The sequence below is a fragment of the Alloalcanivorax sp. C16-2 genome (genome assembly GCF_046507615.1).
GTDB classification, from domain to species: Bacteria; Pseudomonadota; Gammaproteobacteria; order Pseudomonadales; family Alcanivoracaceae; genus Alloalcanivorax; species Alloalcanivorax marinus_A.
The window spans coordinates 220723-243035 of sequence record NZ_JBKFTL010000003.1 but is presented as its reverse complement, the minus strand read 5'-3'; the positions used below and the strand labels follow the sequence as shown (position 1 = coordinate 243035).

The 22313-nt window shown below is 64.2% G+C and carries 21 protein-coding genes; 8 read left to right on the top strand and 13 right to left on the bottom strand.

Annotated features, from left to right (window positions below; all coding sequences use genetic code 11):
• The first annotated feature begins 219 nt into the window (after window positions 1-219).
• Complete coding sequence (locus ACLD02_RS14745) at window positions 220-1386, top strand: saccharopine dehydrogenase family protein (RefSeq protein ID WP_203099877.1); 1167 nt, start codon at window positions 220-222, stop codon at window positions 1384-1386.
• A 98-nt stretch (window positions 1387-1484) separates the two neighbouring features.
• On the opposite strand, the gene ACLD02_RS14740 is transcribed toward ACLD02_RS14745, so the two are convergent.
• Genes ACLD02_RS14740 through ACLD02_RS14730 form a run of 3 tightly spaced genes read right to left on the bottom strand, consistent with a single transcriptional unit; the run spans window position 1485 to window position 2716 of the window.
• On the bottom strand, window positions 1485-1820 hold the full coding sequence (locus tag ACLD02_RS14740; protein ID WP_203099879.1) for a hypothetical protein: 336 nt from the start codon (window positions 1818-1820) through the stop codon (window positions 1485-1487).
• Window positions 1813-2184: an antibiotic biosynthesis monooxygenase family protein gene (locus ACLD02_RS14735; protein ID WP_410299048.1), complete on the bottom strand. Its 372-nt coding sequence runs from the start codon at window positions 2182-2184 to the stop codon at window positions 1813-1815. The genes ACLD02_RS14740 and ACLD02_RS14735 overlap by 8 nt, the downstream gene beginning before the upstream one ends.
• 19 nt (window positions 2185-2203) lie before the next feature.
• The gene (locus ACLD02_RS14730; RefSeq protein ID WP_410299047.1) at window positions 2204-2716 is read right to left on the bottom strand and encodes a DUF2244 domain-containing protein; all 513 of its coding nucleotides are present in this window, start codon (window positions 2714-2716) and stop codon (window positions 2204-2206) included.
• A 204-nt stretch (window positions 2717-2920) separates the two neighbouring features.
• Here ACLD02_RS14730 and ACLD02_RS14725 point away from each other — a divergent pair, with 204 nt between their 5' ends.
• The 3 genes from ACLD02_RS14725 (at window position 2921) to ACLD02_RS14715 (ending at window position 6957) form a co-directional block, all read left to right on the top strand.
• Window positions 2921-4999, top strand: coding sequence for an LTA synthase family protein (locus tag ACLD02_RS14725; protein WP_410299046.1), 2079 nt, complete (start codon window positions 2921-2923; stop codon window positions 4997-4999).
• Window positions 4999-6093: an NAD(P)/FAD-dependent oxidoreductase gene (locus tag ACLD02_RS14720; protein WP_410299045.1), complete on the top strand. Its 1095-nt coding sequence runs from the start codon at window positions 4999-5001 to the stop codon at window positions 6091-6093. The genes ACLD02_RS14725 and ACLD02_RS14720 overlap by 1 nt, the downstream gene beginning before the upstream one ends.
• Window positions 6094-6561: 468 nt before the next feature.
• Window positions 6562-6957 carry a hypothetical protein gene (locus ACLD02_RS14715; RefSeq protein WP_410299044.1) on the top strand — a complete coding sequence of 132 codons (396 nt, stop codon included), beginning with the start codon at window positions 6562-6564 and terminating at the stop codon, window positions 6955-6957.
• 341 nt (window positions 6958-7298) lie between these two features.
• Here ACLD02_RS14715 and ACLD02_RS14710 read toward each other — a convergent pair whose 3' ends face one another.
• The 6 genes from ACLD02_RS14710 to ACLD02_RS14685 form a co-directional block, all read right to left on the bottom strand.
• Window positions 7299-8021, bottom strand: coding sequence for a proteasome-type protease (locus ACLD02_RS14710; RefSeq protein WP_203099889.1), 723 nt, complete (start codon window positions 8019-8021; stop codon window positions 7299-7301).
• Between the two features lie 22 nt (window positions 8022-8043).
• Window positions 8044-8838, bottom strand: a complete 795-nt coding sequence (locus ACLD02_RS14705; protein WP_203099891.1) for a transglutaminase domain-containing protein — start codon at window positions 8836-8838, stop codon at window positions 8044-8046.
• Entirely contained in the window at window positions 8835-9764 is a 930-nt protein-coding gene (locus ACLD02_RS14700) for an alpha-E domain-containing protein (protein ID WP_203099893.1), read from the bottom strand. Before ACLD02_RS14700 ends, ACLD02_RS14705 begins: the two co-directional genes overlap by 4 nt.
• Window positions 9758-11194, bottom strand: coding sequence for a circularly permuted type 2 ATP-grasp protein (locus ACLD02_RS14695; protein ID WP_203099895.1), 1437 nt, complete (start codon window positions 11192-11194; stop codon window positions 9758-9760). The genes ACLD02_RS14700 and ACLD02_RS14695 overlap by 7 nt, the downstream gene beginning before the upstream one ends.
• A gap of 322 nt (window positions 11195-11516) precedes the next feature.
• Window positions 11517-12446, bottom strand: coding sequence for an electron transfer flavoprotein subunit alpha/FixB family protein (locus ACLD02_RS14690; protein ID WP_203099897.1), 930 nt, complete (start codon window positions 12444-12446; stop codon window positions 11517-11519).
• Complete coding sequence (locus ACLD02_RS14685; RefSeq protein WP_203099899.1) at window positions 12446-13195, bottom strand: electron transfer flavoprotein subunit beta/FixA family protein; 750 nt, start codon at window positions 13193-13195, stop codon at window positions 12446-12448. Before ACLD02_RS14685 ends, ACLD02_RS14690 begins: the two co-directional genes overlap by 1 nt.
• 560 nt (window positions 13196-13755) lie before the next feature.
• Here ACLD02_RS14685 and ACLD02_RS14680 point away from each other — a divergent pair.
• Window positions 13756-15411, top strand: coding sequence for a 4Fe-4S dicluster domain-containing protein (locus ACLD02_RS14680; protein WP_203099901.1), 1656 nt, complete (start codon window positions 13756-13758; stop codon window positions 15409-15411).
• Between the two features lie 214 nt (window positions 15412-15625).
• On the opposite strand, the gene ACLD02_RS14675 is transcribed toward ACLD02_RS14680, so the two are convergent.
• Complete coding sequence (locus ACLD02_RS14675; protein ID WP_410299043.1) at window positions 15626-15775, bottom strand: hypothetical protein; 150 nt, start codon at window positions 15773-15775, stop codon at window positions 15626-15628.
• 130 nt (window positions 15776-15905) lie between these two features.
• On the opposite strand from ACLD02_RS14675, the gene ACLD02_RS14670 reads away from it, so the two are divergent.
• Entirely contained in the window at window positions 15906-16796 is an 891-nt protein-coding gene (locus ACLD02_RS14670; protein ID WP_203099905.1) for a LysR family transcriptional regulator, read from the top strand.
• On the opposite strand, the gene ACLD02_RS14665 is transcribed toward ACLD02_RS14670, so the two are convergent.
• Together ACLD02_RS14665 and ACLD02_RS14660 are read right to left on the bottom strand one after the other, a co-directional pair.
• On the bottom strand, window positions 16793-18340 hold the full coding sequence (locus ACLD02_RS14665; protein WP_203099907.1) for a bifunctional GNAT family N-acetyltransferase/carbon-nitrogen hydrolase family protein: 1548 nt from the start codon (window positions 18338-18340) through the stop codon (window positions 16793-16795). The two genes, ACLD02_RS14670 and ACLD02_RS14665, sit on opposite strands and share 4 nt — an antisense overlap.
• 24 nt (window positions 18341-18364) lie before the next feature.
• Window positions 18365-18739, bottom strand: a complete 375-nt coding sequence (locus ACLD02_RS14660; protein ID WP_203099909.1) for a hypothetical protein — start codon at window positions 18737-18739, stop codon at window positions 18365-18367.
• 44 nt (window positions 18740-18783) lie between these two features.
• Here ACLD02_RS14660 and cobB point away from each other — a divergent pair, with 44 nt between their 5' ends.
• A complete protein-coding gene (cobB, locus tag ACLD02_RS14655) occupies window positions 18784-19491 on the top strand; it encodes a Sir2 family NAD+-dependent deacetylase (protein WP_410299042.1) in 708 nt (235 codons plus the stop codon).
• 12 nt (window positions 19492-19503) lie between these two features.
• On the opposite strand, the gene ACLD02_RS14650 is transcribed toward cobB, so the two are convergent.
• A complete protein-coding gene (locus ACLD02_RS14650) occupies window positions 19504-21105 on the bottom strand; it encodes a methyl-accepting chemotaxis protein (RefSeq protein WP_410299041.1) in 1602 nt (533 codons plus the stop codon).
• A 122-nt stretch (window positions 21106-21227) separates the two neighbouring features.
• On the opposite strand from ACLD02_RS14650, the gene ACLD02_RS14645 reads away from it, so the two are divergent.
• The gene (locus ACLD02_RS14645; RefSeq protein ID WP_203099915.1) at window positions 21228-22301 is read left to right on the top strand and encodes a 3-deoxy-7-phosphoheptulonate synthase; all 1074 of its coding nucleotides are present in this window, start codon (window positions 21228-21230) and stop codon (window positions 22299-22301) included.
• Window positions 22302-22313 lie beyond the last annotated feature (12 nt).

Sequence of the window (22313 nt, the reverse complement as noted above, 5' to 3'; positions counted from 1 at the left end):
CGGGGTTACTGTAGGAGCGGCTTCAGCCGCGATGAAGACGGCACCGCGGTGATCGCGACTGAAGCGGAGTGCCGCCCAGTCGCTCCTACGAAATGCCTGGTACGCGAACCAAGCCCGCGGCCACCTTCACCATCAAAAGGCCGTTCGCGACCCTGCACGGAGGTCCGGTCGGAGGTCTATAGTGGGCGCATCATTCGCAACAGAGACGGATTGCCGATTATGAGCAATGGAAGAGAGTTCGATCTCATCGTCTACGGCGCCAGCGGCTTCACCGGCCGGCTGGTGGCGGAGTATCTGAATCAGGCCTACGGCGAGGACCTTGAATGGGCGCTGGCCGGACGCAACGCCGAGAAGCTGGCGGCGGTGCGCGCCGAGATGGGCATCGGCGACAACGTGCCGGTGGTGACCGCCGACGCGGACCAGCCGGACACCCTGAAGGCGCTGGCCGAACGCACCCGTCTGGTACTGACCACGGTGGGACCGTACCAGTTGTACGGCGAGCCGCTGGTGAAAGCCTGCGCGGAAGCCGGGACGGATTATGTGGACCTGTGCGGGGAGCCCGCCTGGATGCGCCAGATGATCGATCGCTACGGCGACACCGCCAAACAGAGCGGCGCGCGCATCGTGTTCTCCTGCGGCTTCGATTCCATTCCCTTCGATCTGGGCGTGTTCTTCCTGGAGCAACAGGCCAAAGAGAAAGGCCTGGCGCCGCTGACCCGGGTCAAGGGCCGGGTACGGGCCATGAAAGGCACTTTTTCCGGCGGCACCGCCGCCAGCCTCAAAGCCACCCTGGCGGCGGCCAAGGACCCGGAAATCCGCGCGCTGCTTACCGATCCGTTCGCGCTCACCCCGGAGTTCAGCGGCCCGGAACAACCACCGGCGGCCAAGCCGGAGTACGACGATGCTCTCGGCAGCTGGGCGGCGCCGTTCATCATGGCCGCCATCAATACCCGCAACGTGCACCGCTCCAACTTCCTGCTTGGTCACCCCTACGGCGAGAACTTCGTCTATGACGAAATGATCCTCACCGGCGACGGTGACAAGGGCAAGGCGACCGCCGAGGCAGTGGCCCAGGACCGTTCCCTGGCCGGCGAGGACGCGCCCAAACCCGGCGAGGGCCCGAGCAAGGAAGAACGCGAGAACGGTTTCTACGACGTCCTGTTCCTGGGCAGCAACGACCAGGGCGAACAACTCGCGGTGAGCGTGTCCGGCGACAAGGACCCGGGCTACGGTTCCACCTCGCGAATGATCAGCGAGAGCGCCCTGTGCCTGCTGCGCGACGCCACCGACACCGGCGGTGGCATCTGGACCACCGCGCCGGCCCTGGGCGACAAGCTGATCAAGCGGCTCACCGAACACGCCGGCTTGAAGTTCAAGGTGGAATAATCCCGCCCGCGCTGGATCGCGGCTGAAGCGGTACGCCGCCCGGCCGCTCCTACGGAAACACACCCCGCCGCAGGAGCGGCGTCAGCCGCGATCCGCGATCAAAGCGGGCCGAGGCCGCGAATCTCCAGCCAGCGCCCCCGGCCCGGCTCGTAATGAAAGGTGCCCACCACCTGGACCCGCTGGCCCAGGTAGTCACGGGCCTCCTCCAGGGGCATCAGCTCCACGCGGTTGAGAGCGTCGTCCTCGATCCAGTAATGCTCCGGATCATCAAAGCCCCGTACCACGCCGCTAGTGGCCACCAACGCCTGCTGGAAATCCTCCGGCTGCGCGGCCAGAGCCCGCAACGGCGCCCCCTGGGGCGCGTCGCTGTAATCACAACCGGCCAGCGGCCCCAGCAGCAGCGCCACCATTATCATGGCGGCGCGGCTACTCATGGCCCGGCTCGTCATTATTTGGCCGCTCATTGTCTGGCTCGTCATTGCCGCTGCCCGGCTGCGGTGGCACCCACCATTCCGGTTCCTCGAATTCACCCAGCGGTGTTATATCGCAGGTACGGGCGTGTTTTTCCAGGATCGCCTTAACCAGGGCGCTGCGGCTGTCGTCCTTGGCGTCCCGGTGGGCCTTGGAATCCCAGTGAGCGATGGCCAACAGGGTCTCCGGCTCGCCGATCTTGCGGTGCAGGTAGGTACCCCGGGCGCCCGGGGCCCGCTGGATGACGCGGCTGGCTTCCCGCCAGGCCTCGGCGTACTCCTCCACCGTGTAGCCGTCCTTCATGCGTACTTCGAAGATGTATTTCATGGCCACTCCTTTCCACGTTCTAAGGGCGCGCGGTTTCCCACCAACGGTCGGCGGTTTCGATCAAGCCGGCCCGACGCAGCGCCTGGCGCGCGGCTTCGCGGCCTTCGCCATTAAGAAACGCCCCCAGCTCCACACCACCATGATCGTCACACAGGCGCAGGCGCATCAGGTCCACCTCCTTCACCGGCATGGTCAAATGCAGGTGGGCGTCCGGTCGGCGCAACAGCCATTCCCGGCGCGGCGGGCCACGTACACCCTGCTCCACGCGCACCCGCTCCGGCTCGATGACGACGCGCTGATAGAGGTAGCTGAGACGGAAACACACCCGGTACATCAGATAGCAGATCAGACCCACCTCGACACCGGCGAAGGGCAGCGCCAGCCAGATGCCAGCGGCGGTCCAGGCGGCGGCGACCACGAACACCACCGCGGCGATCAGCGCCATGAAGCGCTTCACCTGGGGCCAGTCAGCGGACAGATGCGGAGTCAGGGTGATGGTCGTTATCCCATCGCGGGTTTCGCTGCGCACCATTTCGCGGCTCGGAGTCGGTGGCGTGGGGACTATTATCATCGCACCGGGGGCGTGGCGATGGAAACCCGGCGCCCCGCCGGGAACGGGTTCGCGTTGACGCCGGTCCCATTGGCCATCATGGCCCATGCATCGCCCCCTCCGGGGGAGTAACATGGGCGGTTTACCGGATGAACCCGGCCAATTCCCTATTACCAGGAGGCACGCATGGGGTGGTTGCAGTCCCGACGGCTTCGTTTTCTGGCCGCCTGCGTGGCGGCGTTTTTTGTTCTGTTAGTGGCCCTTCGGGCGGTGTTCTACCTGTTCTTCTCGGAGGTCGGGGAAACCGTGACCGCCTCTTCCGGGGTGCTCTGGCAAACCGTGGGCGTGGGGCTGCGTTTCGATCTCAGGCTGGCGCTGCTGCTGGTGCTGCCATTGTTCGTACTGGCCTGGTTACCGCGCTTCAATTTGACCACCTCCCCGTTCATGCGCGGCCTGGCGCAGCTCTACCTGGTGCTGGCCACGCTGGTGGTGGTGCTGATCTACATCCTGGATTTCGGCCACTACGTGTATCTGGGCGACCGCCTCAACGTCACCGCCCTGCGCTTTCTGGAAGACACCGCCATCTCCACCCGGATGGTGTGGGAAAGCTACCCGGTGGTGTGGATCACCCTGGGCTGGCTTGGCCTCACCGCCCTGATGGGCTGGCTGTTCGCGGTGCTGGCCCGACGCCTGCTGAAGCGCCCGGCCCGCGCCATCCGCGCCCGCTCGCTGTGGGCCGGCGGCGTCATCGTGGTCGTGCTGGTGGCATTCGGTCTGCTGGGCCGGGCCACCCACATCAACTGGGAGAACCCGGTACCGCTGCGCTGGAGCGACGCCTTCGCCTCCGGTGACAAGGCGGTGGCCGCCCTGGGCCTGAACCCGGTGCTGTTCCTCTACGACACCAGCCAGCTGGATTCCGACCCCTATGATCTGGAAGCGGTGAAACGCTACTACCCGATGATGGCGGACTTCCTGGGCCTGCCCGTGGAGCGCCGTGGTGACCTGAACTACCAGCGCCACGTAACGGTTCAGCCCTACCGCCTGGACACGCAGCGCCCGCCGAACATCGTGGTGGTGATGCTGGAGTCCCTGGGCGCCAGCCGCGTGGGTGCCTATGGCACGCCCTATGATCCCACTCCCAACCTGGACCGCATCGCCGAGGGCGGCTGGTTCTTCGAGCACTTCTACGTGCCGGTCACCGGCACGGCCAAGAGCATTTGGGCCTTCCTTACCGGCATCCCCGACGTGGCCCCGGAGGAGACCGCCAGCCGCAACCCACTGATCGGCCATCAGCGCATGATCGTCAACCAGCTGGACGGTTACCGGAAACTCTACATGGTGGGCGGCAACGCTGGCTGGGCCAACCTGGAAGGCCTGCTCACGCGCAGCATCCAGGGCCTGGAACTGTACGAGGAAGGCGACTGGAAAGGCGGCAACGTGGATGTCTGGGGTATTTCCGATCTGGAGTTGTTCAAGGAATCCAACGCCATTCTCGAACAAATCCCGGAGGACCAGCCGTTCTTCGCCTTCATCCAGACCGCCGGCAACCACCGGCCATTCACCATTCCGCCCAACAACGACGACTTCAAGGTGCGCGACGACCTGTCCGAGGAGGAGCTGCGCGCCAACGGCTTCCGCAACGCCGCCCAGTACAACGCCGTACGGCTGCTTGACTACAACATCGGCCGCTATATGGAGATGGCCCGGCAAAGCGGCTACTTCGACAACACCATCTTCGTGTTCTTCGGCGACCACAACAACCGCATCACCACCCTGCCCCACATGCCCCGCTTCCAGGAGGTACTGCGCCTGGAGAGCCACCATGTGCCGCATATGATTTACGCGCCGGCCCTGCTCAAGCCCCGCCACATCCACGAGGCGGTGAGCCTGATCGACGTAATGCCCACCGTGGCCGGGTTGATCGGCCTGGAGTACGACAACACCACCCTGGGCCGGGATATCCAGCAGCCGGCACCGGAAGGCGACCGCACCGCCTTCGTGGTGCTGCGCGAGGGCCCGGCGCCGCAGATCGGCGCCGTCACCGCCAACCACCTGGCCCGGCTCAACCACGACGGAGAAGCGGCCACCCTGCACGAGCTCTATACCGACAAACCCGAGCAGGACCGCGCCAAGGATCAGCCGGAGACCTTCGAGCACCTGTTCAATCTGGCCCGGGGCTTCTACGAGACCTCCCGTTATCTGTTTTACGATAACGCCATCCGCGATGAGCACGCCCGCCGGGCCGCCAAGGACGGCGCGGACTGATGGAGCGCGTCGGCACCGTCATCATCGGCGCCGGCGTGATCGGCCTGGCCGTGGCCCGGGCGCTGGCCCGGGCGGGCCAGGCGCCGCTGGTGCTGGAGCACGAGAGCCGCTTCGGCGAGCACCTGTCCTCGCGCAACAGCGAGGTAATCCACGGCGGGCTCTATTACCCGCCCGCATCGCTCAAGGCCCGTGCCTGCGTGCGCGGCAATATCCTCCTCCATGAATACTGCTCGGCGCGGAACATCGCCCATCGGCGCTGCGGCAAACTGATCGTCGCCGGCCCCGGCCAGGCCTTCGCCCTGCAGCGTCTCCAAGACAATGCCCTCGCCTCCGGCGCCCGCGGCCTGGCCATCCTGGACCGCCGGGCCCTGCGCCGCGAAGAACCCTGGCTGACCGGGGAACAGGCGTTGTATTCCACCTACAGCGGCATCATCGACAGCCATGGCCTGATGGCCAGCCTGGCTCGGGAAGCGGAAGATGGCGGCGCGCTACTGGCGCCCCGTCACCAGGTAACGGCGGTACGCTGCGCGCGTGGTGATTTCCGGCTGCTGGTGCAAACCCCGGACGGCACCATGGAACTGGGCTGCGAGCGGCTCATCAACGCCGCGGGCCTGGGCGCGGTGCCCCTGGTGGCGGCCATGGAGGGCTTCCCCGACCAGCAACGACCGGAACAGGAATTCGCCAAAGGCAACTACTTCACCCTCAACGGCCCCGCCCCCAGCGAACGACTGATCTACCCCTTGCCCCAGGAACATGGCCTGGGCGTCCACCTGACCCTGGACCTGGCCGGTCGCGCCCGCTTCGGGCCGGACGTGGAATGGGTCGCGACGCCGGATTACCACGTCGACCCGGCGCGGCGGCCAGCCTTCGAACAGGCAATCCGCCAATACTGGCCAACCCTCCCCAAACGGGCCCTGCGCCCGGATTATGCCGGCGTGCGCCCGAAACTGAGAATGCACGGCGAGCCGTACCCGGACTTCCTGATCCAGGATCATCGCGATCACGGCCTGGACGGCCTGATCAACCTGCTCGGCATCGAATCCCCCGGCCTCACCGCCGCCCTCGCCCTGGCGGAAAACGTGGCCCGCATCTAAGCCCACCATTACGGCTGAAGCGGCGATATCCCCTGGCGTCGCCCCCGCGTGTGGGGAACACGATGGCGGGTCGCCTCAGTTAGTGAAGGGGGAATATCTCGGAATGTTCAAACCGAAGAGAGTGCTATTGGTGCCACCAAGCGAGACCTCGCAGAGATATTTGGCGAAGCTCTGAAAGGCCGGATCGATACCAGTGATTTTGTCCTTATCGACAGCCGCAGTCGCAACGACCGGCAATTGTCCCCTCCACGGTGCCATGGTATATGTCACGGTTAAAATAATCGAAATATTGGGGGTAATATGAGGATTGCTGTCGCCATTCTGATAACCGTTGCTTGTGCGGGGTGCGCGAGTTCATGGAAGTCGTTGTCTGGCACCCGTATATCCAGCAATGTGCAAGCACAGGAATACAATTCGATTGCGTCGAGCTATCGAGCTCGTCCCACCTTTGTCCAGTTACGCGAGAACATGGGCGGCGAGCATGTGTTGGTGATAACGATGGATGCTTACGGGCCGGAGGATATTGACATATACATACCGCCAAAAGCGGCGCCGGAAGTGCTGGCATTCATCGATAAATATGAGAAATGGGAGTCCCTTGCAAAAGAGAGGGGCGATATGATCTCCAAGGATATCGGAGACGTCCCAAACTTCACCGGATTCAGACTTAAAGCAAAGTTCCATAGCGGGAACGAGAAACACCATTACTTGGTGTTGCAACAATGCGTTTGGCCGTGTGGGCTGAGCGACGGGGATCTTTCCCAGTACTATGACCTGGAACAGGCAAAGAACTTGAAGTCGCTCGTATCTGACTATATGTCAGGCGACATTCATCCGCTTGACGAAGACGAGGTCTACCAATAGGGCCCACTGCTCACTAGCCAACCCCGCTCCGGCGGGGTTTTGCTTTCCAGGCCCTGCCATTCGGCGGGGCTTTTTCGTTTCTGAAGCCTTGAATGGAAACTTCCACCTACACGGCGAAGCGTTCCGCTGGGCATTCAGCTATATCCTCATAATAAATAAAAACGGTGAGATGGAATCTCGTTAATACCGTCGGAGGCTACTCTACCTCCTTCATGAAGCACCTATTCGTATGAGAATCGATGATGAGTCCTTTCCTTTACCCGACTGAACCAGGAACAGAGCCGACTTGCCTGAGCTGGGGCACCCTATCAGGCTCTACCCGAGCCGAAGGCGGTGCCGGCTCACTCCCAGGTCAGGTCGGGGATGCGCTGGAAGACGTCGCGAAGGCCCTGGGACCAGGCTTCGCCGAGCTGGCGGAAACCTTCGTGGTGTTCGTCCACGTTGAAGTGGGCCTGGTCGCTGAAGCTGTCGCGGGGGTAGCGAAGCACGTCCAGGGGCAGGCCCACGGACAGGTTGGAGCGGATGGTGGAGTCGATGCTGATCAGCGCGCATTTGATGCCGTCGTCCAGGGCGGTGTCGTAATCGATGACCCGGTCCAGGATCGGTTTGCCGTACTTGGTTTCGCCGATCTGGAAGTATGGCGTGTCGGCGGTGCATTCGATGAAGTTGCCTTCGGGGTAGACCAGGAACAGGCGCGGCGGCTCGCCCTGGATCTGTCCGCCAACGATGAAGCTGCTGCCGAAATCCACGCCGCCCTGCCCCTGGCCGCTGTCCCGGGCCACCACCTCGCGGCCAGTGGCACCGACGATGCTGGCCACGTCGTAGAGGGAGGCGGCGCCGAACAGGTTGGGCTGGTCGCTGTTGAGCCGCATGCGCATCAGACTCAGCACGCTCTGGGTGGTGGCCAGGTTGCCGGCGGTCATCAAGACGATGACGCGCTCGCCGGGGATCACGAACTTGTGCAGCTTGCGGTAGGTGGCGATCTGGTCGACGCCAGCGTTGGTGCGGGAATCCGCGGCGAACACCAGGCCGTCCTTGAGGGCCAGGGCCACGCAATAGGTCATGCTGTGCTCCGTTCCGCCCGCTTTACTGGTGGTCGCCGCCGGATTGGCGCACCCGTGCCACCGCCTTGAGCGATTCCACGCCGCCGCCATAGCGAACGCCCCGCACCGGGCAGGCATCGAGATAGTCGAGCCCCACCGCCAGCTTGAGGTGATGACGCGGGCGGCGGGTCTGGTTGGTGACGTCGAAAGTGTGCCAGCCGCCGTCCTGCCAGACCTCGGCCCAGGCGTGGCTGGCCACGTGTTCGGAATCGTCGCTGTAAAGATAGCCGCTTACGTAGCGCGCAGGAATCCCCAGGACGCGGCAGCAGGCCAGGAATACATGGGTGTGGTCCTGGCATACGCCCCGACCGACCTGGTAGGCGCTGATCGCGTCGCTGGCCGAATCGGTGGCGCCGGGGGTGAACGGCATGGCCGCGAGAATGCGCTCACTGAGGCGCTCCAGGCGGTCGAGCACCGGCGTGCCGCGATGGGTCTCGGCCAGATCGATCAGCGCCGCGTCGGCGGCGGTGAGCGGCGATATCCGGGAGAACACCAGCGGCGACAGGCGGTCGTCATCGTCCTCGCCATCCTCGTCGGTGATTTCCACCTGGCCGCGGGCGGTGAGCTGGATTCCCTGATGGGGCTGATCCAGGGTCAGCACATGCAGGATATTGTCGTAGCCGTCTGAGGCGCGCTCGGCCCGCTCCGGCAGGTCCAGGTGCCAGTCGAGAATGCGCTGGCGGCGGGATGGGCGCGGCGTCAGCCGCAGGTACTGGGTGCTGTGACGGACCCGCTCGGAATAGCGGTACTCGGTGCGGTGCCGGATGGACAGTTTCATACCACCTCCAGGTATTCCTCGCGGATGGTGTCCGCCAGTTCGTTGATGCGACGCAGAAAGTCGGTCAGATATTCATGCAGGCCGGTGTCCACGATGTGGCCCAGGTCGCCGTACTGCAACCGCGCGAACTGCACCGCCGCCAGCCGTTTGGCGGTCTGGCCGGCATCACCTTCGATGGCCGGCAGCAGCTCGCACAGTTGCTGCACGCAGGAGCGCAATGAACGGGGCACTTCCGGGCGCAGGATCAACAACTCGGCGACCCGTTCAGCGTTGATGGTTTCGCTGTAGATCTCCCGGTAGGCCTCGTAGGCCCCCACCGAGCGCAACAGCGCGTGCCAGCGATAGAAATCCACCGCCGTGTCGCCGGCCAGCACACCGCTACGATGGCGCACATCAAGAATGCGCGCGGTGTTGTCGGCCCGTTCGATGAAGGTGCCCAGGCGCAGGAAGCGGAACGCATCGTTGCGCATGCTGGTGCCGTAGGTGGCGCCCCGGAACAGGTGGGAGCGGTTTTTAACCCAGTCGAAGAACTCGCTGGCGCCGTAGCCTTCCACGCCCAATGCGCGGATGTCTCGCAGCTCCAGCCAGGTGCTGTTGACGCTTTCCCACATTTCCGAGGTGATCTTGCCGCGCACCGCGTGGGCGTTTTCCCGGGCATCACGCAGGCAGTGAAAAATACTGCCGGGGTTATTCTCGTCCAGGGTGAAAAAATGCAACACCCGGTCGATGCGCACTTCGCCATGGAGTTGCTCGTACAGCGCGCCGCTGCCAGTGATTACCAAGGGCGCGCTGATCTCCTCCCGGGCGTTCACGGCGAACGGGATCAGCGACAGGTTCCAGGCCACGTCCAACATGCGGGCGATGTTCTCGGCACGCTCGAAATAGCGCGACAGCCAGTACAGATCCGAGGCGGTACGACTCAGCATGATCCGTCCTCCAGCACCCAGGTGTCCTTGGTGCCACCGCCCTGGGAGGAATTCACCACCAAACAGCCGGCGTGCATCGCCACGCGGGTCAGCCCGCCGGGCACCAGCCGGCTTTCCTTGCCGCTGAGCACGAACGGGCGCAGGTCGATGTGGCGCGGCGCGATGCCCTCGTCGACGAAGATCGGGCAGGTGGACAAGGACAGGGTGGGCTGGGCGATGTAGTTGTCCGGGCGCGCCTTGAGGCGGTCCCGGAACGCGGCCAGCTCCGCCTCGCTGGCCGCCGGGCCCACCAGCATGCCGTAGCCGCCGGCGCCGTGGACTTCCTTGACCACCAGGTCCGGCAAATGGGCCAGCACATGATCCAGCGCCCGGGGATCGCGACACTGCCAGGTGGGCACGTTGGCCAGTATCGGTTCCTCGTCCAGATAGAAGCGGATCATCTCCGGTACATAGGGGTAGATGGATTTGTCGTCACCGACGCCGGTGCCCACGGCGTTGGCAAGGATCACGTTGCCCTGCCGGTACACCGACAACAGGCCCGGCACGCCGAGCATGGAATCCGGCCGGAACGCCAGCGGGTCCAGGTAATCGTCGTCGATGCGCCGGTAAATCACGTCCACCCGCTGGGGGCCGGCGGTGGTTCGCATATAGACGAAGCCGTCCTTGACGAACAGGTCGGCGCCCTCCACCAGTTCGATGCCCATTTGCTGAGCGAGGAAGGCATGTTCGAAGTAGGCGCTGTTAAAGCGCCCGGGGGTGAGCAGCACCACGGTGGGATAGGATACGCCACTGTCCTCCTGGAGGGTTTCCAGTAACAGCGATGGGTAATGCTCCACCGGCGCCACCGACTGGTTGGCGAACAGCTCCGGGAAAAGCCGCATCATCATGCGCCGGTTCTCGATCATGTAGCTGACCCCGGACGGCGTGCGCAGGTTATCCTCCAGCACGTACCAGGTGCCCTCCCCGTCACGGATCAGATCAACGCCGCTGATCTGCGAATACACCTGATTGGGCAGATCCACGTCCTGCATGCAGGGCTGGTACTGGCTGTTGCCGAAGATCTGCTCGGCGGGAATGCGACCGTCGCGGACAATGGCCTGGTCGTGGTAGATGTCGTGCAGGAACATGTTCAGGGCCCGCACCCGCTGCACCGCCCCGGCTTCCAGGTGCCGCCAGTCCCGCGCCGGAATAACCCTGGGCAGGGCATCGAAGGGAATCAGCCGTTCCGTGCCGCTTTCCTCACCGTAAACATTGAAGGTGATCCCGACCCGGTGAAACTGCAGCTCCGCCTCCTGGCGTTTGCGCACCAGGTTGTCCCTGGCCTGACTCAGCAGCCACCGATGGTAGCCTTTGTAGGGATCCCGGACCTTCCCGCCCGGTAGAATCATTTCGTCGTAACCGGAGACTTCCGGCAGGGATAATGACCGCATGGCGCCCTCGCTGGCACGGCCCCGCCACCTTGCGGGGTCCATTCCAGTATGAGCAAAGGCCGTGCCAGCAATTGTAAAGCTTTGCGAAGGGATCGTGCGCCAAAGCGGCGCCCGGGGCGGCCTGTGCGCCACTATGGCGCACGGCATCGGGCAACGCCGTCATCGGGAACGGCGTGTAGGAGCGGCTTCAGCCGCGATCATCGGCGGGTGCCAGCTTCTATCGCGACTAAAGCGGAATGCCGCCAGTCGCTCCTACCGCACCCGGAACGAAAAAGCCCGGCGCGAGGCCGGGCTTTTTCAGGGTCGGTCGTCGAACCGGTTTTCAGAGCTTGCTGTCCAGCTCCGGTACCGCTTCGAACAGATCCGCCACCAGACCGTAGTCGGCCACCTGGAAGATCGGGGCTTCCTCGTCCTTGTTGATCGCCACGATCACCTTGGAGTCCTTCATGCCGGCCAGATGCTGGATCGCACCGGAGATGCCCACCGCCACGTACAGGTTGGGGGCGACGATCTTACCGGTCTGACCCACCTGCATGTCGTTGGGCACGAAGCCGGCATCCACGGCGGCGCGGGAGGCACCGACGGCGGCGCCCAGCTTGTCGGCCACCTTGTAGAGGATCTCGAAGTTATCGCCGTTGCCCATGCCACGGCCACCGGAGATCACGATCTCGGCGCTGGCCAGCTCCGGACGGTCGGACTTGGCCAGTTCCTCGCCCACGAAGGAAGACAGGCCGGAGTCCTTGACCACGTCCAGGCTTTCCACGGAGGCGGAACCACCCTCGGCGGCCACCGGATCAAAGGAAGTGGGACGCACGGTGATCACTTTCTTGGCGTCGGCGCACTTCACGGTGGCAATGGCGTTACCGGCGTAGATCGGGCGCTTGAAGGTATCAGCGTCAACCACGTCGGAGATTTCGGAAATCTGGGCCACGTCCAGCAGCGCGGCGGCGCGCGGCGCGAAGTTCTTGCCGGTGGTGGTGGCGGCGGCCAGAACGTGGCTGTAATCGGCGGCCACTTCAGCAACCAGCTCACCGATGTTCTCGGCCAGCTGGTGCTCGTAGGCGTCGTTGTCGGCGCACAGTACCTTGGCGACACCTTCCGCCTTGGCGGCTTCCTCGGCGACAGCGCCGCAGCCCTTGCCGGCGACCAGAACGGTGATGTCACCGCCAATTTCCTTGGCGGCGGCGATCACGCTGAGCGTCGCCTTGTTCAGCGCGGCATTATCGTGTTCGGCGTAAACTAAAACACTCATCAGATCACCTTCGCTTCGTTCTTCAGTTTGTCGACCAGCTCGTCCACGGAGCCCACGATGATACCGGCCTGACGCTCCGGCGGATTCTCCACCTTCTCGATGGTCACGCGCGGGGTCAGATCAACGCCCAGATCCGCCGGGGTCTTGTTGTCCAGCGGCTTCTTCTTGGCCTTCATGATGTTGGGCAGGGAGGCGTAGCGCGGCTCGTTGAGGCGCAGGTCGGTGGTTACCACCGCCGGCAGCTTCAGTTCCACGGTCTGCAGGCCGCCGTCGACTTCACGGGTAACCTTGACCTTGCCTTCTTCCACGTTCACTTCGGAGGCGAAGGTGCCTTGCGGCATGCCAGCCAGGGCGGCCAGCATCTGGCCGGTCTGGTTATTGTCGTCGTCGATCGCCTGTTTACCGAGGATCACCAGGTCGGGCTTTTCTTCGTCGACGATGGCTTTGAGCGCCTTGGCGATGCCCAGGGGCTGCACGGCTTCATCGGTTTCCACCAGGATGGAACGGTCCGCGCCCAGCGCCATGGCGGTACGCAGCTGTTCCTGGGCGGCCTTGGGACCGATGCTCACGGCCACGATCTCGGAGACCACGCCTTTTTCCTTGAGGCGAACGGCTTCTTCCACGGCGATTTCGCAGAAGGGGTTCATGGCCATTTTCACATTGGCGAGATCAACACCGGAGTTGTCCGCCTTCACGCGAACCTTAACGTTGTAGTCAATGACTCGCTTGATGGGTACAAGAACCTTCATAGGATCCTCGGAATCTTCCACTTGGTGACTTGAGTCGTTTCCGTCCGCGGGCGGTCGCCGGCACTGCGCGCCGGCGCCTGCGGTGGCTGCCACAAAGCAGGGTTTGGAAGCCCACCGAGCCTTGTGGCAACCCGGCCCCCGGGAGGGACGGAAACGATGAAAATGGCGAGACAACGCCGAACACGGGGCCCCGCGCGAGGTCCGGTATCTTGAACGCTACCCCCGGTAAGGTCAATAGGCCGAAAATGCGTAAGCGGATGATTTCGCTGCCAATTGTGTTCACGATAAATGACTCGCCGGTCGCCCATTTTGTTGAAAATCAAACACCTGGCGGCGGATAATCCAAACAGTTGTTTGAGCATTTGTGAAAGAGAGTTTCACATCTGCCCAATTGGTGGTGCCATCCAACGGATGCTTATATACTCGCGCCACCCCAAGAACCTCCGCCCGCACCGGCCAGGCCCAACCGCCTCGGGCCCACGGCGTCACGGCGAGGTCCCGGCCGGCCCCGACAAGGCAAAATAAGGGCCGTAACACAACCGAAAGCTAGGAGACAGGCTGTGGAACGCGAATCAATGGAAGTCGACGTCGTTATCGTCGGCGCCGGTCCCTCCGGTCTGGCAACCGCCTGCCGTTTGGGACAAATCGCCCAGGAAAGCGGCCAGGAACTCAGCGTGGTGGTCGTCGAGAAGGGCTCCGAAGTGGGTGCCCATATTCTTTCCGGCGCGGTGTTCGAGCCGCGCGCGCTGAACGAACTGTTCCCCGACTGGAAAGACAAGGGCGCGCCCCTCAATGCCCCGGTCACCGCCGATGAAATCTATTATTTCACCGGCGCCGACAAGGCCAGCAAGGTGCCCGGCCCGTTCGCCCCGAAAACCATGCACAACGAGGGCAACTACGTGATCTCGTTGGGCAACCTGTGCCGCTGGTTGGCGGAACAGGCCGAGGGCCTGGGCATCGAGATTTTCCCGGGCTTCGCCGCCACCGAAATCCTCTATAACGACGATGGCTCCGTGAAGGGCATCGCCACCGGGGACTTCGGCATTGATCACAACGGCGAAAAGAAAGACAGCTACATGCCGGGCATGGAGCTGCACGCCAAGTACACCGTCTTCTCCGAGGGCTGCCGTGGCCACCTGGGCAAGCAGCTGATGGAGAAGTACAACCTGCGCGAAGGCGTCGATCCGCAGCACTACGGCATCGGCATCAAGGAGCTGTGGGAGATCGACCCGTCCAAGCACCAGAAAGGCCTGGTGATGCACAGCGCCGGCTGGCCGCTGAGCGAATCCGGTTCCCCGGGCGGCGCCTTCCTTTATCACCTGGAAGACAACCAGGTGACCCTGGGCCTGATCACCGACCTGGCCTACTCCAACCCGCACGTCTCGCCGTTCGACGAGATGCAGCGCTGGAAGACCCATCCGGAAGTCAAAAAGTACCTGGAAGGCGGCAAGCGCGTCAGCTACGGTGCCCGCGCCATCGCCAAGGGCGGCCTGCAGTCGCTTCCGAAGATGACCTTCCCGGGGGGCCTGCTGGTGGGCTGCGACGCCGGCACCCTGAACTTCGCCAAGATCAAGGGCAACCACACCGCCATGAAGTCCGGCATGATGGCCGCCGAGACCATCGCCAAGGCGATCGCCGATGGCCGCGCCAGCGACGAACTGGGCGAGTACAAGGACACCTTCGAGAAGAGCTGGGTGTACGAGGAACTGCACCAGCAGCGCAACTTCGGCCCGGCCCAGCACAAGTTCGGCAACCTGCTGGGTTCAGCCTTCGCGTTCGTCGATCTGAACATCTTCAACGGCAAGCTGCCGTTCACCATGCACGATACCACCCCGGACCATGACACCCTGAAGCCGGCGGATCAGTGCAAGAAGATCGATTATCCGAAGCCGGACGGCAAACTGACCTTCAACAAGCTGGATTCGGTGTTTCTGTCCAACACCAACCACGAAGAAGATCAGCCCTGCCACCTGCAGCTCAAGGACCCGAGCATTCCGATCGAGTACAACCTGCCCAAGTACAACGAGCCGGCGCAGCGTTATTGTCCGGCGGGCGTGTACGAGGTGGTGACCGACGAGGAAAGCGGTGACAAGCGGTTCCAGATCAATGCCCAGAACTGCGTGCACTGCAAGACCTGCGACATCAAGGACCCCACCCAGAACATCAACTGGGTGGCACCGGAAGGCACCGGCGGGCCGAACTACCCGAACATGTAAGCGGGTCTCTCGCCGGAACAGGAAAAGCGCCCTTCGGGGCGCTTTTTTTTATGCGCCCCCACCTGACCAGGCACGTAGGAGCGACTTCAGTCGCGATCAGCACCAGTGCCATCTTCATCGCGACTGAAGTCGCTCCTACCGGCGAGTTCCATGCCGGCGGGTTCCATGCCGGTGAATTGCATGCCGGCGAATGCCATGCGGGTGATAGGGGGTTTCAGGTTTCGCGGCGGCGTTTCAGCCAGTCGCGCAGCCTGGTTTCCAGGGCGTGGATCAGGCCCAGGGGCGGCATGGCGGGCATCGGGAACGGCGGTTCCGGCGGGCGCTCGGGCAGGGGTTCGGGGTCGTGGCGGTCGGATCGGTCCATGGCTCACCTCCTGAAGGGCCAAGTTGGCGAAAACGTTCTGCAAGCGCAGGATGGCGCCGCCACCTTGTTCAATCCAACGAAAAGTTCTACATTGACCTTTCAGTTTTTCTGAAAGCATCCCGGAGCCCTCATGCCTTCCTCCCCGGACGCCGCTATGCCGCCCCTGCTCGACATCGAGGTGTTGCGCAGCTTCGTGGCGATCGCCGAAAGCGGCAGTTTTACCCGCGCCGCCGGTCAGGTATTCCGCACCCCGTCGGCGTTGAGCATGCAGATCAAAAGACTGGAGGAAACCCTCGGGCACCCGCTGTTCGTGCGCGAGGCCCGTCAGGTGCGGCTGACGCCGGAGGGCGAGACCCTGCTGGGCTACGGCCGGCGGTTGCTGAAACTCAATCAGGAGGCGGTGTCACGGTTTCTGGCGCCGTCGGTGGAAGGCACGGTGCGCCTGGGTACTCCGGACGACGTGGGCACCCGCATCCTGCCCGAGGTGCTGGGCCGCTTCGCGCGCAGCCATCCGGCGGTGCAGGTGGAAGTGCTGGCCGGGCGCAGCGGCGAGCTGGTGCGCCGCATGACCGAGGAACGGCTGGACATGGTGTTGATCACCGAGGGCAACGACGACCTGGCGCCGGGGCTCGGCGAGGTGGTGCATACCGAACCGCTGGTGTGGGCGGGCCGTGACGGAGGCGTGGCGGCAATGCGCTCACCGCTGCCCTTGTCGGTGGCCAACGCCGGCTGCGCCTGGCGGGCCATGGCCCTGGCCGCGCTGGACCGGGCCGGCATCGGCTACCGGGTGGCCTACAGCAGCGAACACTGCGCCGGCCAGGAGGCCGCCATGATCGCCGATCTGGCGGTGGCGGCCTTTCCGCGCAGCCTGGTGCGCCCGCCCCTGCGCATTCTCGGCGAGGAGAGCGGCCTGCCGGCCCTGGGCGACTACCGGGTGGCCCTGGTGCGCGGGGAGGCTCCCTCCCCCGCCGCCGAGGCCCTGGCCGGGCAGATCACCCAAGCGTTCCGCGAGCGCCGTTAGGTTTCCGAATCCAGCGCCTGCTGGCCCTTCCAGACCAGGCTGTAGAGATCCTTGCGGCGATCGCGGATGTTGGTCACCGAGCCCTCGCTGTGCAACAGCTTGAGCTTTTCCAGGTCGACATCGGCGAACAACAGCATTTCGGTGTTGGGCTGGGATTCGCTGATGATGGCGTCGTGGGGGAAGTAGAAGTCACTGGGCGAGAATACCGAGGACTGGGCGTACTGAATGTCCACGTTATCCACCCGCGGCAAATTGCCGACGCTGCCGGAAATGGCCACGTAGCATTCGTTCTCGATGGCCCGTGCCTGGGCGCAATGGCGCACTCGCAGGTAACCGTTCTTGGTGTCGGTCCAGAACGGCACGAACAGGATCTCCATGCCCTGCTCGCCGAGCAGCCGGCCTAATTCCGGGAACTCCACGTCGTAACAGATCAGAATACCGATGCGCCCGGCGTCGGTGTCGAAGATGCGCAGATCATCGCCGCCCTGGATCGCCCAGTCCTTGCGTTCGTGAGGCGTGATGTGGATTTTCTTCTGCTCTTCCACGGAACCATCGCGACGCATCAGGTAGGCCACGTTGTAGATACGGCCGTCCTCTTCCAGGGGCATGGAGCCGCCGATGATGTTGATGTTGTAGCTCACCGCCATGTCCGCCATGGCATCGCGGATTTCCTCGGTGAAGCTGGCCAGGTAGCGTACCGCCTCCACCGAATTGAGATCCGGCTTCAGGCCCATCAGCGGCGCGCTGAAGAATTCCGGCAGCACCGCGAAATCGGCCCGGTAATCGGACAGCGAATCGACGAAGAACTCCACCTGGCCAAGCAGGTCCTCCACCGAGCGGGCGGCGCGCATGCGCCGCTGCACCACGCCCAGGCGCACCACCGAGCGGCGCGGCCAGTCGCCGTCGTCCTCGGGCTGGTAAAGGATATTGTCCCACTCCAGCAGGGTGGCGTAGCCCCGCGAGCTTTCGTCCTCGGGCAGATACTTGACCAGCAGGCGCTTGACGTCGAAACCGTTGGACAGTTGGAACGTCAGGATCGGGTCGTAGATGGCCCGGGATTCCACCTCCTCGATGTACTGGGTGACGCTCATGTTGTCCGCGTAGTCCTTGTAACCGGGCAACCGACCGCCGGCCAGGATGGCGCGCAGGTTTTCTTCCCGGCACAGTTCCTTGCGCGCCTCATAGAGTCGCCGGCCCAGCCGGTAGCCGCGGTACTCCGGATCGACGAACACGTCCAACCCGTAGAGGGCATCGCCCTTGCGGCTGTGTGAGCGCACCTTATCGTCGGTGATCAGGTCCTCGTAGCGGTGGGGGTTGGAGAAGCGGTCGTAGCTCACCTTCACGGTCAGGGCCGTGGCCACCAGGTTGCCGTTGTCCTCAATCGCCAACTGGCCCTCCGGGAACAGGCGGATCAGGGTGGCGATGGTCTCCTCCGGCCAGGCGCCGCCGATGTCGTGGTAGACCTGGTCCATCAGCCGCGCCAGCGCCGGGTAATCCTCCAGGGTCAGTTGACGCAAACGCAGTCGGGTACTTTCTTCGGCCATGCTTGTCTCCAATCGCGGACGGTGTCAGGCATTGAGGGGCGGAAACGGAATCAGCCAGTGGCAATCCCGGTTGCGCAGGGCGTCCTCGCCGGACGCGTAGAGGGCCACGCCGTCCGGGCGCACGAACAGCACCGCGCCGGAGTTAAGGCCGATGTAGCCGGAGCTTTGCTCCGCCACATAGCCGTCCGGTTCCAGGTACAGCGGGCACAGCGCGTCGGGAATCGCCTCGTAGCCCACCAGGCCATTGGCCAGGGGATCTTCCACCGCGCGCCGGTCACGGTACAACGCCACCGCGTCGCCCCCCACCAGCAGCACCATGCCCTGGTGAAAGTGCAGCAGATTGACGGCCCCCCGGGCGGGTAATGACAGGACTTCCTGCCGTGCGATAATCGTATCCATTAAGGCTCCGCGAACGTTCAACGGTAAACGGGAGACGGTGAAGCATGCAGGAAAAGATTGTAATACTTACCGGCGCCGGAATCTCGGCGGAGTCCGGCATCAACACCTTCCGCGACGCCGGCGGCCTGTGGGAAAACCACCGCATCGAGGACGTCGCCACCCCGCAAGCCTTCCAGCGCGATCCCGCCGGCGTGCAGGCATTCTACAACCGCCGCCGCGAGCAACTGCGCGACCCGGCGATTCGCCCCAACGCCGCCCATGAAGCCCTGGCCCGGCTGGAGCGGGAGCGGCCCGGCGAGGTGCTGGTGATCACCCAGAACGTGGACAACCTGCACGAACGGGCCGGCAGCCGCAACCTCATTCACATGCATGGTGAATTGCTCAAGGCGCGCTGCCAAAGCACCGACAGCCTGGTGCCCGTGGACAAGGACCTGAACGTGGACCAGGAGTGCGGGGTGTGCGGCGTAAGCGGCTGCCTGCGCCCGCACGTGGTGTGGTTCGGAGAAATGCCCCTGGAGATGGAGCGCATCTTCGATGCCCTGGCCGGCTGCGAACGCTTCATCAGCATCGGCACCAGCGGCAACGTCTATCCGGCGGCGGGGTTCGTGGCCGAGGCCCGCGCCCACGGGGCTCACACCGTGGAACTCAACCTGGAACCCTCGGAGCAGGCCACCGCCTTCGCCGAGCACCGCCACGGCCCGGCTTCCGAGCGGGTCCCCGAGTACGTGGCGGAGTTGCTGGCCGGCGGCTGAGCCGGCCCCGCTTTACAGCACGAAGGATTTGATCAGCGTGTCCAGGCGCTCGACCTGGCGACGCATTTCCACGGCGGCCGCCGAGGTCTGCTGTACCATGGCCGCGTTCTGCTGGGTCATGGCGTCCATCTCCGCCACCGCCGTGTTGACCTGACCAATGCCCCGACTCTGCTCCCGGGCACCGGTGCTGATGTCGGCGATCAGTTCGCTCACCGGCGTAACGCTGTCGACGATTTCCTTCATGGTGGCGCCGGCCCGGCGCACCAGTTCCGACCCCTGCCGGGTGCGGGTCACGGAGGTATCGATCAAGCCACGGATTTCCGCGGCGGCCTCGCCACTGCGCCCGGCCAGATTGCGCACCTCCTGGGCCACCACCGCGAAGCCCCGGCCATGCTCGCCGGCCCGGGCCGCTTCCACCGAGGCATTCAGCGCCAGAATATTGGTCTGGAAGGCGATGCCATCGATCAAACCAATGATCTCGGCGATGCGTGCCGCCGATTCGTCGATGGCGGCCATGGTGGTTTCCACTTCCTGCATGGCGCGACCGCCCTCCCCGGCCACCCGGGCGGCGCCGGTCACCATGGTGCTGGCCCGTTCGGCGGAGTCCGCGGTGTGATCCACGGTGGCGGTGATCTCCTCCATCGACGCGGAGGTTTCCTGCAGGCTGGCGGCGGATTGCTCGGTGCGGGTGGCCAGTTCCTCGCTGCCGGAGGCGATTTCATCGGCGGCGCCGTTCACCGAACCGGTGGTATCGCGCACCTCGCGCAGCGCATCCTGCATGCGCGACACGAAGGCATTGAACTGGCGCGCCAGATCACCCACCTCGTCGTCGCCGGTGACCACCAGCCGGCGGGTCAGATCGCCTCTGCCCCGGGCGATGTCCTCCATGGCACCGGCGGTGTCACGGATCGGCTTGACCACCCGGCGAACCAGCCACCCGGCGAGCACGCCCACCACCAGCAACAGGGCGGCACCGGCCAGCACGCCGATCACCACCGCATGGCGTTGATCCGCCCGCGCCGCCGCCTCGATGGCGGCCATGTCCTCGTTGATGTCGGTGATATAGACACCGGTGCCAATCACCCAATTCCATTCCGGCACCGATACCAGGTAGGCGTATTTGGTTTCCACCTGGCCGGTGCCTGGATGCAGCCACTTGTATTGATAGTCCCCCTCCCCATGATCCCGGGCAACCTGGACCATGTCGCGGACGATGTATTGACCGTCCGCGTCCTGAAGGTCCCAGGAATTACTGCTCGGATTGTTCGCGTTGGCGACTTTATTGCCCTGGAAGTCGTAGGCGAACAAATAACTGTCACCGTCGAATTTCATGCCAAGGATCATCGTCTTGGCGAGGCGTTGGGCTTGCTCTTCGTCCGCCATGTTCAACAGCGGGCGGATCGCCGAGCGAGCCACTTCCGCGGCGCCGCGGATACCCAGTTCGCGCATCCCGATCATCGCCTGGCGCTGCTGCGCCAGACTGTGGTCCGTCGCCCGGGCCCGCTCCACGGCGGACCACAGCGTCAACACCAGTACCGCCACCACCAGCGGCACCAGCGAGAGCAACAGAATCTTGGCCTGCAGACGCAGACCGCTAAAGGAAAGAGGTTTCATGGCTGTCCCGATGGCTAACGTGAAATAGGCGTCCCCGTTATCGGCGCCATAGGCTGAAACCTTAGCGGTATTCCGCTAGACTGCGGGTCTTCCGGCCATTCCGACCAACAAGCAGCCAGATCATGAGTCAGATACAGGTAGACGACATCAACATCGAGTCCCAGGAGGTGCTGATCACCCCCCGGGCGCTCAAGGAAGAGTTGCCGCTGAGCGACGGCGCGCGGGAAACCGTGCTGCAAGGGCGCCAGCAAATCCGCGATATTCTCGACCGCAAGGACCCGCGCCTGTTCGTGGTGATCGGTCCGTGCTCCATCCACGATCCCAAGGCGGCCATGGAGTACGCGGAGCGGCTCAAGAAGCTGGCCGCCGACGTGGACGACGCTCTGTTTCTGGTGCTGCGTGTGTACTTCGAGAAGCCGCGCACCACGGTGGGTTGGAAGGGGTTGATCAACGACCCCTACATGAACGATTCCTTCAAGGTGGCCGACGGCCTGCACATTGCCCGCAAGCTGCTGCTGGACGTGGCCGAGCTGGGCCTGCCGGCGGCCACCGAAGCGCTCGATCCGACCACCCCGCAGTACATCCAGGATCTGATCTCCTGGTCGGCGATCGGCGCGCGCACCACCGAATCCCAGACCCACCGGGAAATGTCCTCCGGCCTGTCCGGCCCGGTGGGCTTCAAGAATGGCACCGACGGCAGCCTGGACGTGGCGGTCAACGCCATGCTCAGCGTGCGCCACCCGCACCGTTTCCTGGGTATCGACCCGGATGGCCGCGTCGCCCTGACCACCACCAAGGGCAACCAGTACGGCCACGTGGTGCTGCGCGGCGGCGGTGGCAAGCCGAACTACGATTCAGTGTCCGTGGCGCTGGCGGAAACCGCCCTGGACAAGGCCGGTGTATCCACCAACATCATGGTCGACTGCTCCCACGCCAACTCCAACAAGGACCCGAGCCTTCAACCGCTGGTGATGGAAAACATCGGCAACCAGATTCTGGAGGGCAACACCTCCATCGTCGGGTTGATGGTGGAATCCCATCTCAAGCAGGGCAATCAGAAGATCCCCGCCAACCTGGATGATCTGGAGTACGGCGTATCGGTGACCGACGGCTGCATCGGCTGGGACACCACCGAGCAGGCGGTACGCGACCTGGCCGACAAAGTGCGCGACACCCTGCCCCGCCGCGGTAACTGATCCGCCCCTCGC

What these genes read in the sequence shown, in the direction of transcription:
- ACLD02_RS14675 (WP_410299043.1), bottom strand. Translation starts at nt 15,775, where the DNA reads ATGGACCGATCCGACCGCCACGACCCCGAACCCCTGCCCGAGCGCCCG.
- ACLD02_RS14725 (WP_410299046.1), top strand. Translation starts at nt 2,921, where the DNA reads ATGGGGTGGTTGCAGTCCCGACGGCTTCGTTTTCTGGCCGCCTGCGTG.
- ACLD02_RS14695 (WP_203099895.1), bottom strand. Translation starts at nt 11,194, where the DNA reads ATGCGGTCATTATCCCTGCCGGAAGTCTCCGGTTACGACGAAATGATT.
- ACLD02_RS14715 (WP_410299044.1), top strand. Translation starts at nt 6,562, where the DNA reads ATGGGCGGCGAGCATGTGTTGGTGATAACGATGGATGCTTACGGGCCG.
- ACLD02_RS14720 (WP_410299045.1), top strand. Translation starts at nt 4,999, where the DNA reads ATGGAGCGCGTCGGCACCGTCATCATCGGCGCCGGCGTGATCGGCCTG.
- ACLD02_RS14705 (WP_203099891.1), bottom strand. Translation starts at nt 8,838, where the DNA reads ATGAAACTGTCCATCCGGCACCGCACCGAGTACCGCTATTCCGAGCGG.
- ACLD02_RS14740 (WP_203099879.1), bottom strand. Translation starts at nt 1,820, where the DNA reads ATGAGTAGCCGCGCCGCCATGATAATGGTGGCGCTGCTGCTGGGGCCG.
- ACLD02_RS14660 (WP_203099909.1), bottom strand. Translation starts at nt 18,739, where the DNA reads ATGGATACGATTATCGCACGGCAGGAAGTCCTGTCATTACCCGCCCGG.
- ACLD02_RS14690 (WP_203099897.1), bottom strand. Translation starts at nt 12,446, where the DNA reads ATGAGTGTTTTAGTTTACGCCGAACACGATAATGCCGCGCTGAACAAG.
- ACLD02_RS14670 (WP_203099905.1), top strand. Translation starts at nt 15,906, where the DNA reads ATGCCTTCCTCCCCGGACGCCGCTATGCCGCCCCTGCTCGACATCGAG.
- ACLD02_RS14685 (WP_203099899.1), bottom strand. Translation starts at nt 13,195, where the DNA reads ATGAAGGTTCTTGTACCCATCAAGCGAGTCATTGACTACAACGTTAAG.
- ACLD02_RS14650 (WP_410299041.1), bottom strand. Translation starts at nt 21,105, where the DNA reads ATGAAACCTCTTTCCTTTAGCGGTCTGCGTCTGCAGGCCAAGATTCTG.
- ACLD02_RS14645 (WP_203099915.1), top strand. Translation starts at nt 21,228, where the DNA reads ATGAGTCAGATACAGGTAGACGACATCAACATCGAGTCCCAGGAGGTG.
- ACLD02_RS14730 (WP_410299047.1), bottom strand. Translation starts at nt 2,716, where the DNA reads ATGGTGCGCAGCGAAACCCGCGATGGGATAACGACCATCACCCTGACT.
- ACLD02_RS14735 (WP_410299048.1), bottom strand. Translation starts at nt 2,184, where the DNA reads ATGAAATACATCTTCGAAGTACGCATGAAGGACGGCTACACGGTGGAG.
- ACLD02_RS14745 (WP_203099877.1), top strand. Translation starts at nt 220, where the DNA reads ATGAGCAATGGAAGAGAGTTCGATCTCATCGTCTACGGCGCCAGCGGC.
- ACLD02_RS14710 (WP_203099889.1), bottom strand. Translation starts at nt 8,021, where the DNA reads ATGACCTATTGCGTGGCCCTGGCCCTCAAGGACGGCCTGGTGTTCGCC.
- cobB (WP_410299042.1), top strand. Translation starts at nt 18,784, where the DNA reads ATGCAGGAAAAGATTGTAATACTTACCGGCGCCGGAATCTCGGCGGAG.
- ACLD02_RS14700 (WP_203099893.1), bottom strand. Translation starts at nt 9,764, where the DNA reads ATGCTGAGTCGTACCGCCTCGGATCTGTACTGGCTGTCGCGCTATTTC.
- ACLD02_RS14665 (WP_203099907.1), bottom strand. Translation starts at nt 18,340, where the DNA reads ATGGCCGAAGAAAGTACCCGACTGCGTTTGCGTCAACTGACCCTGGAG.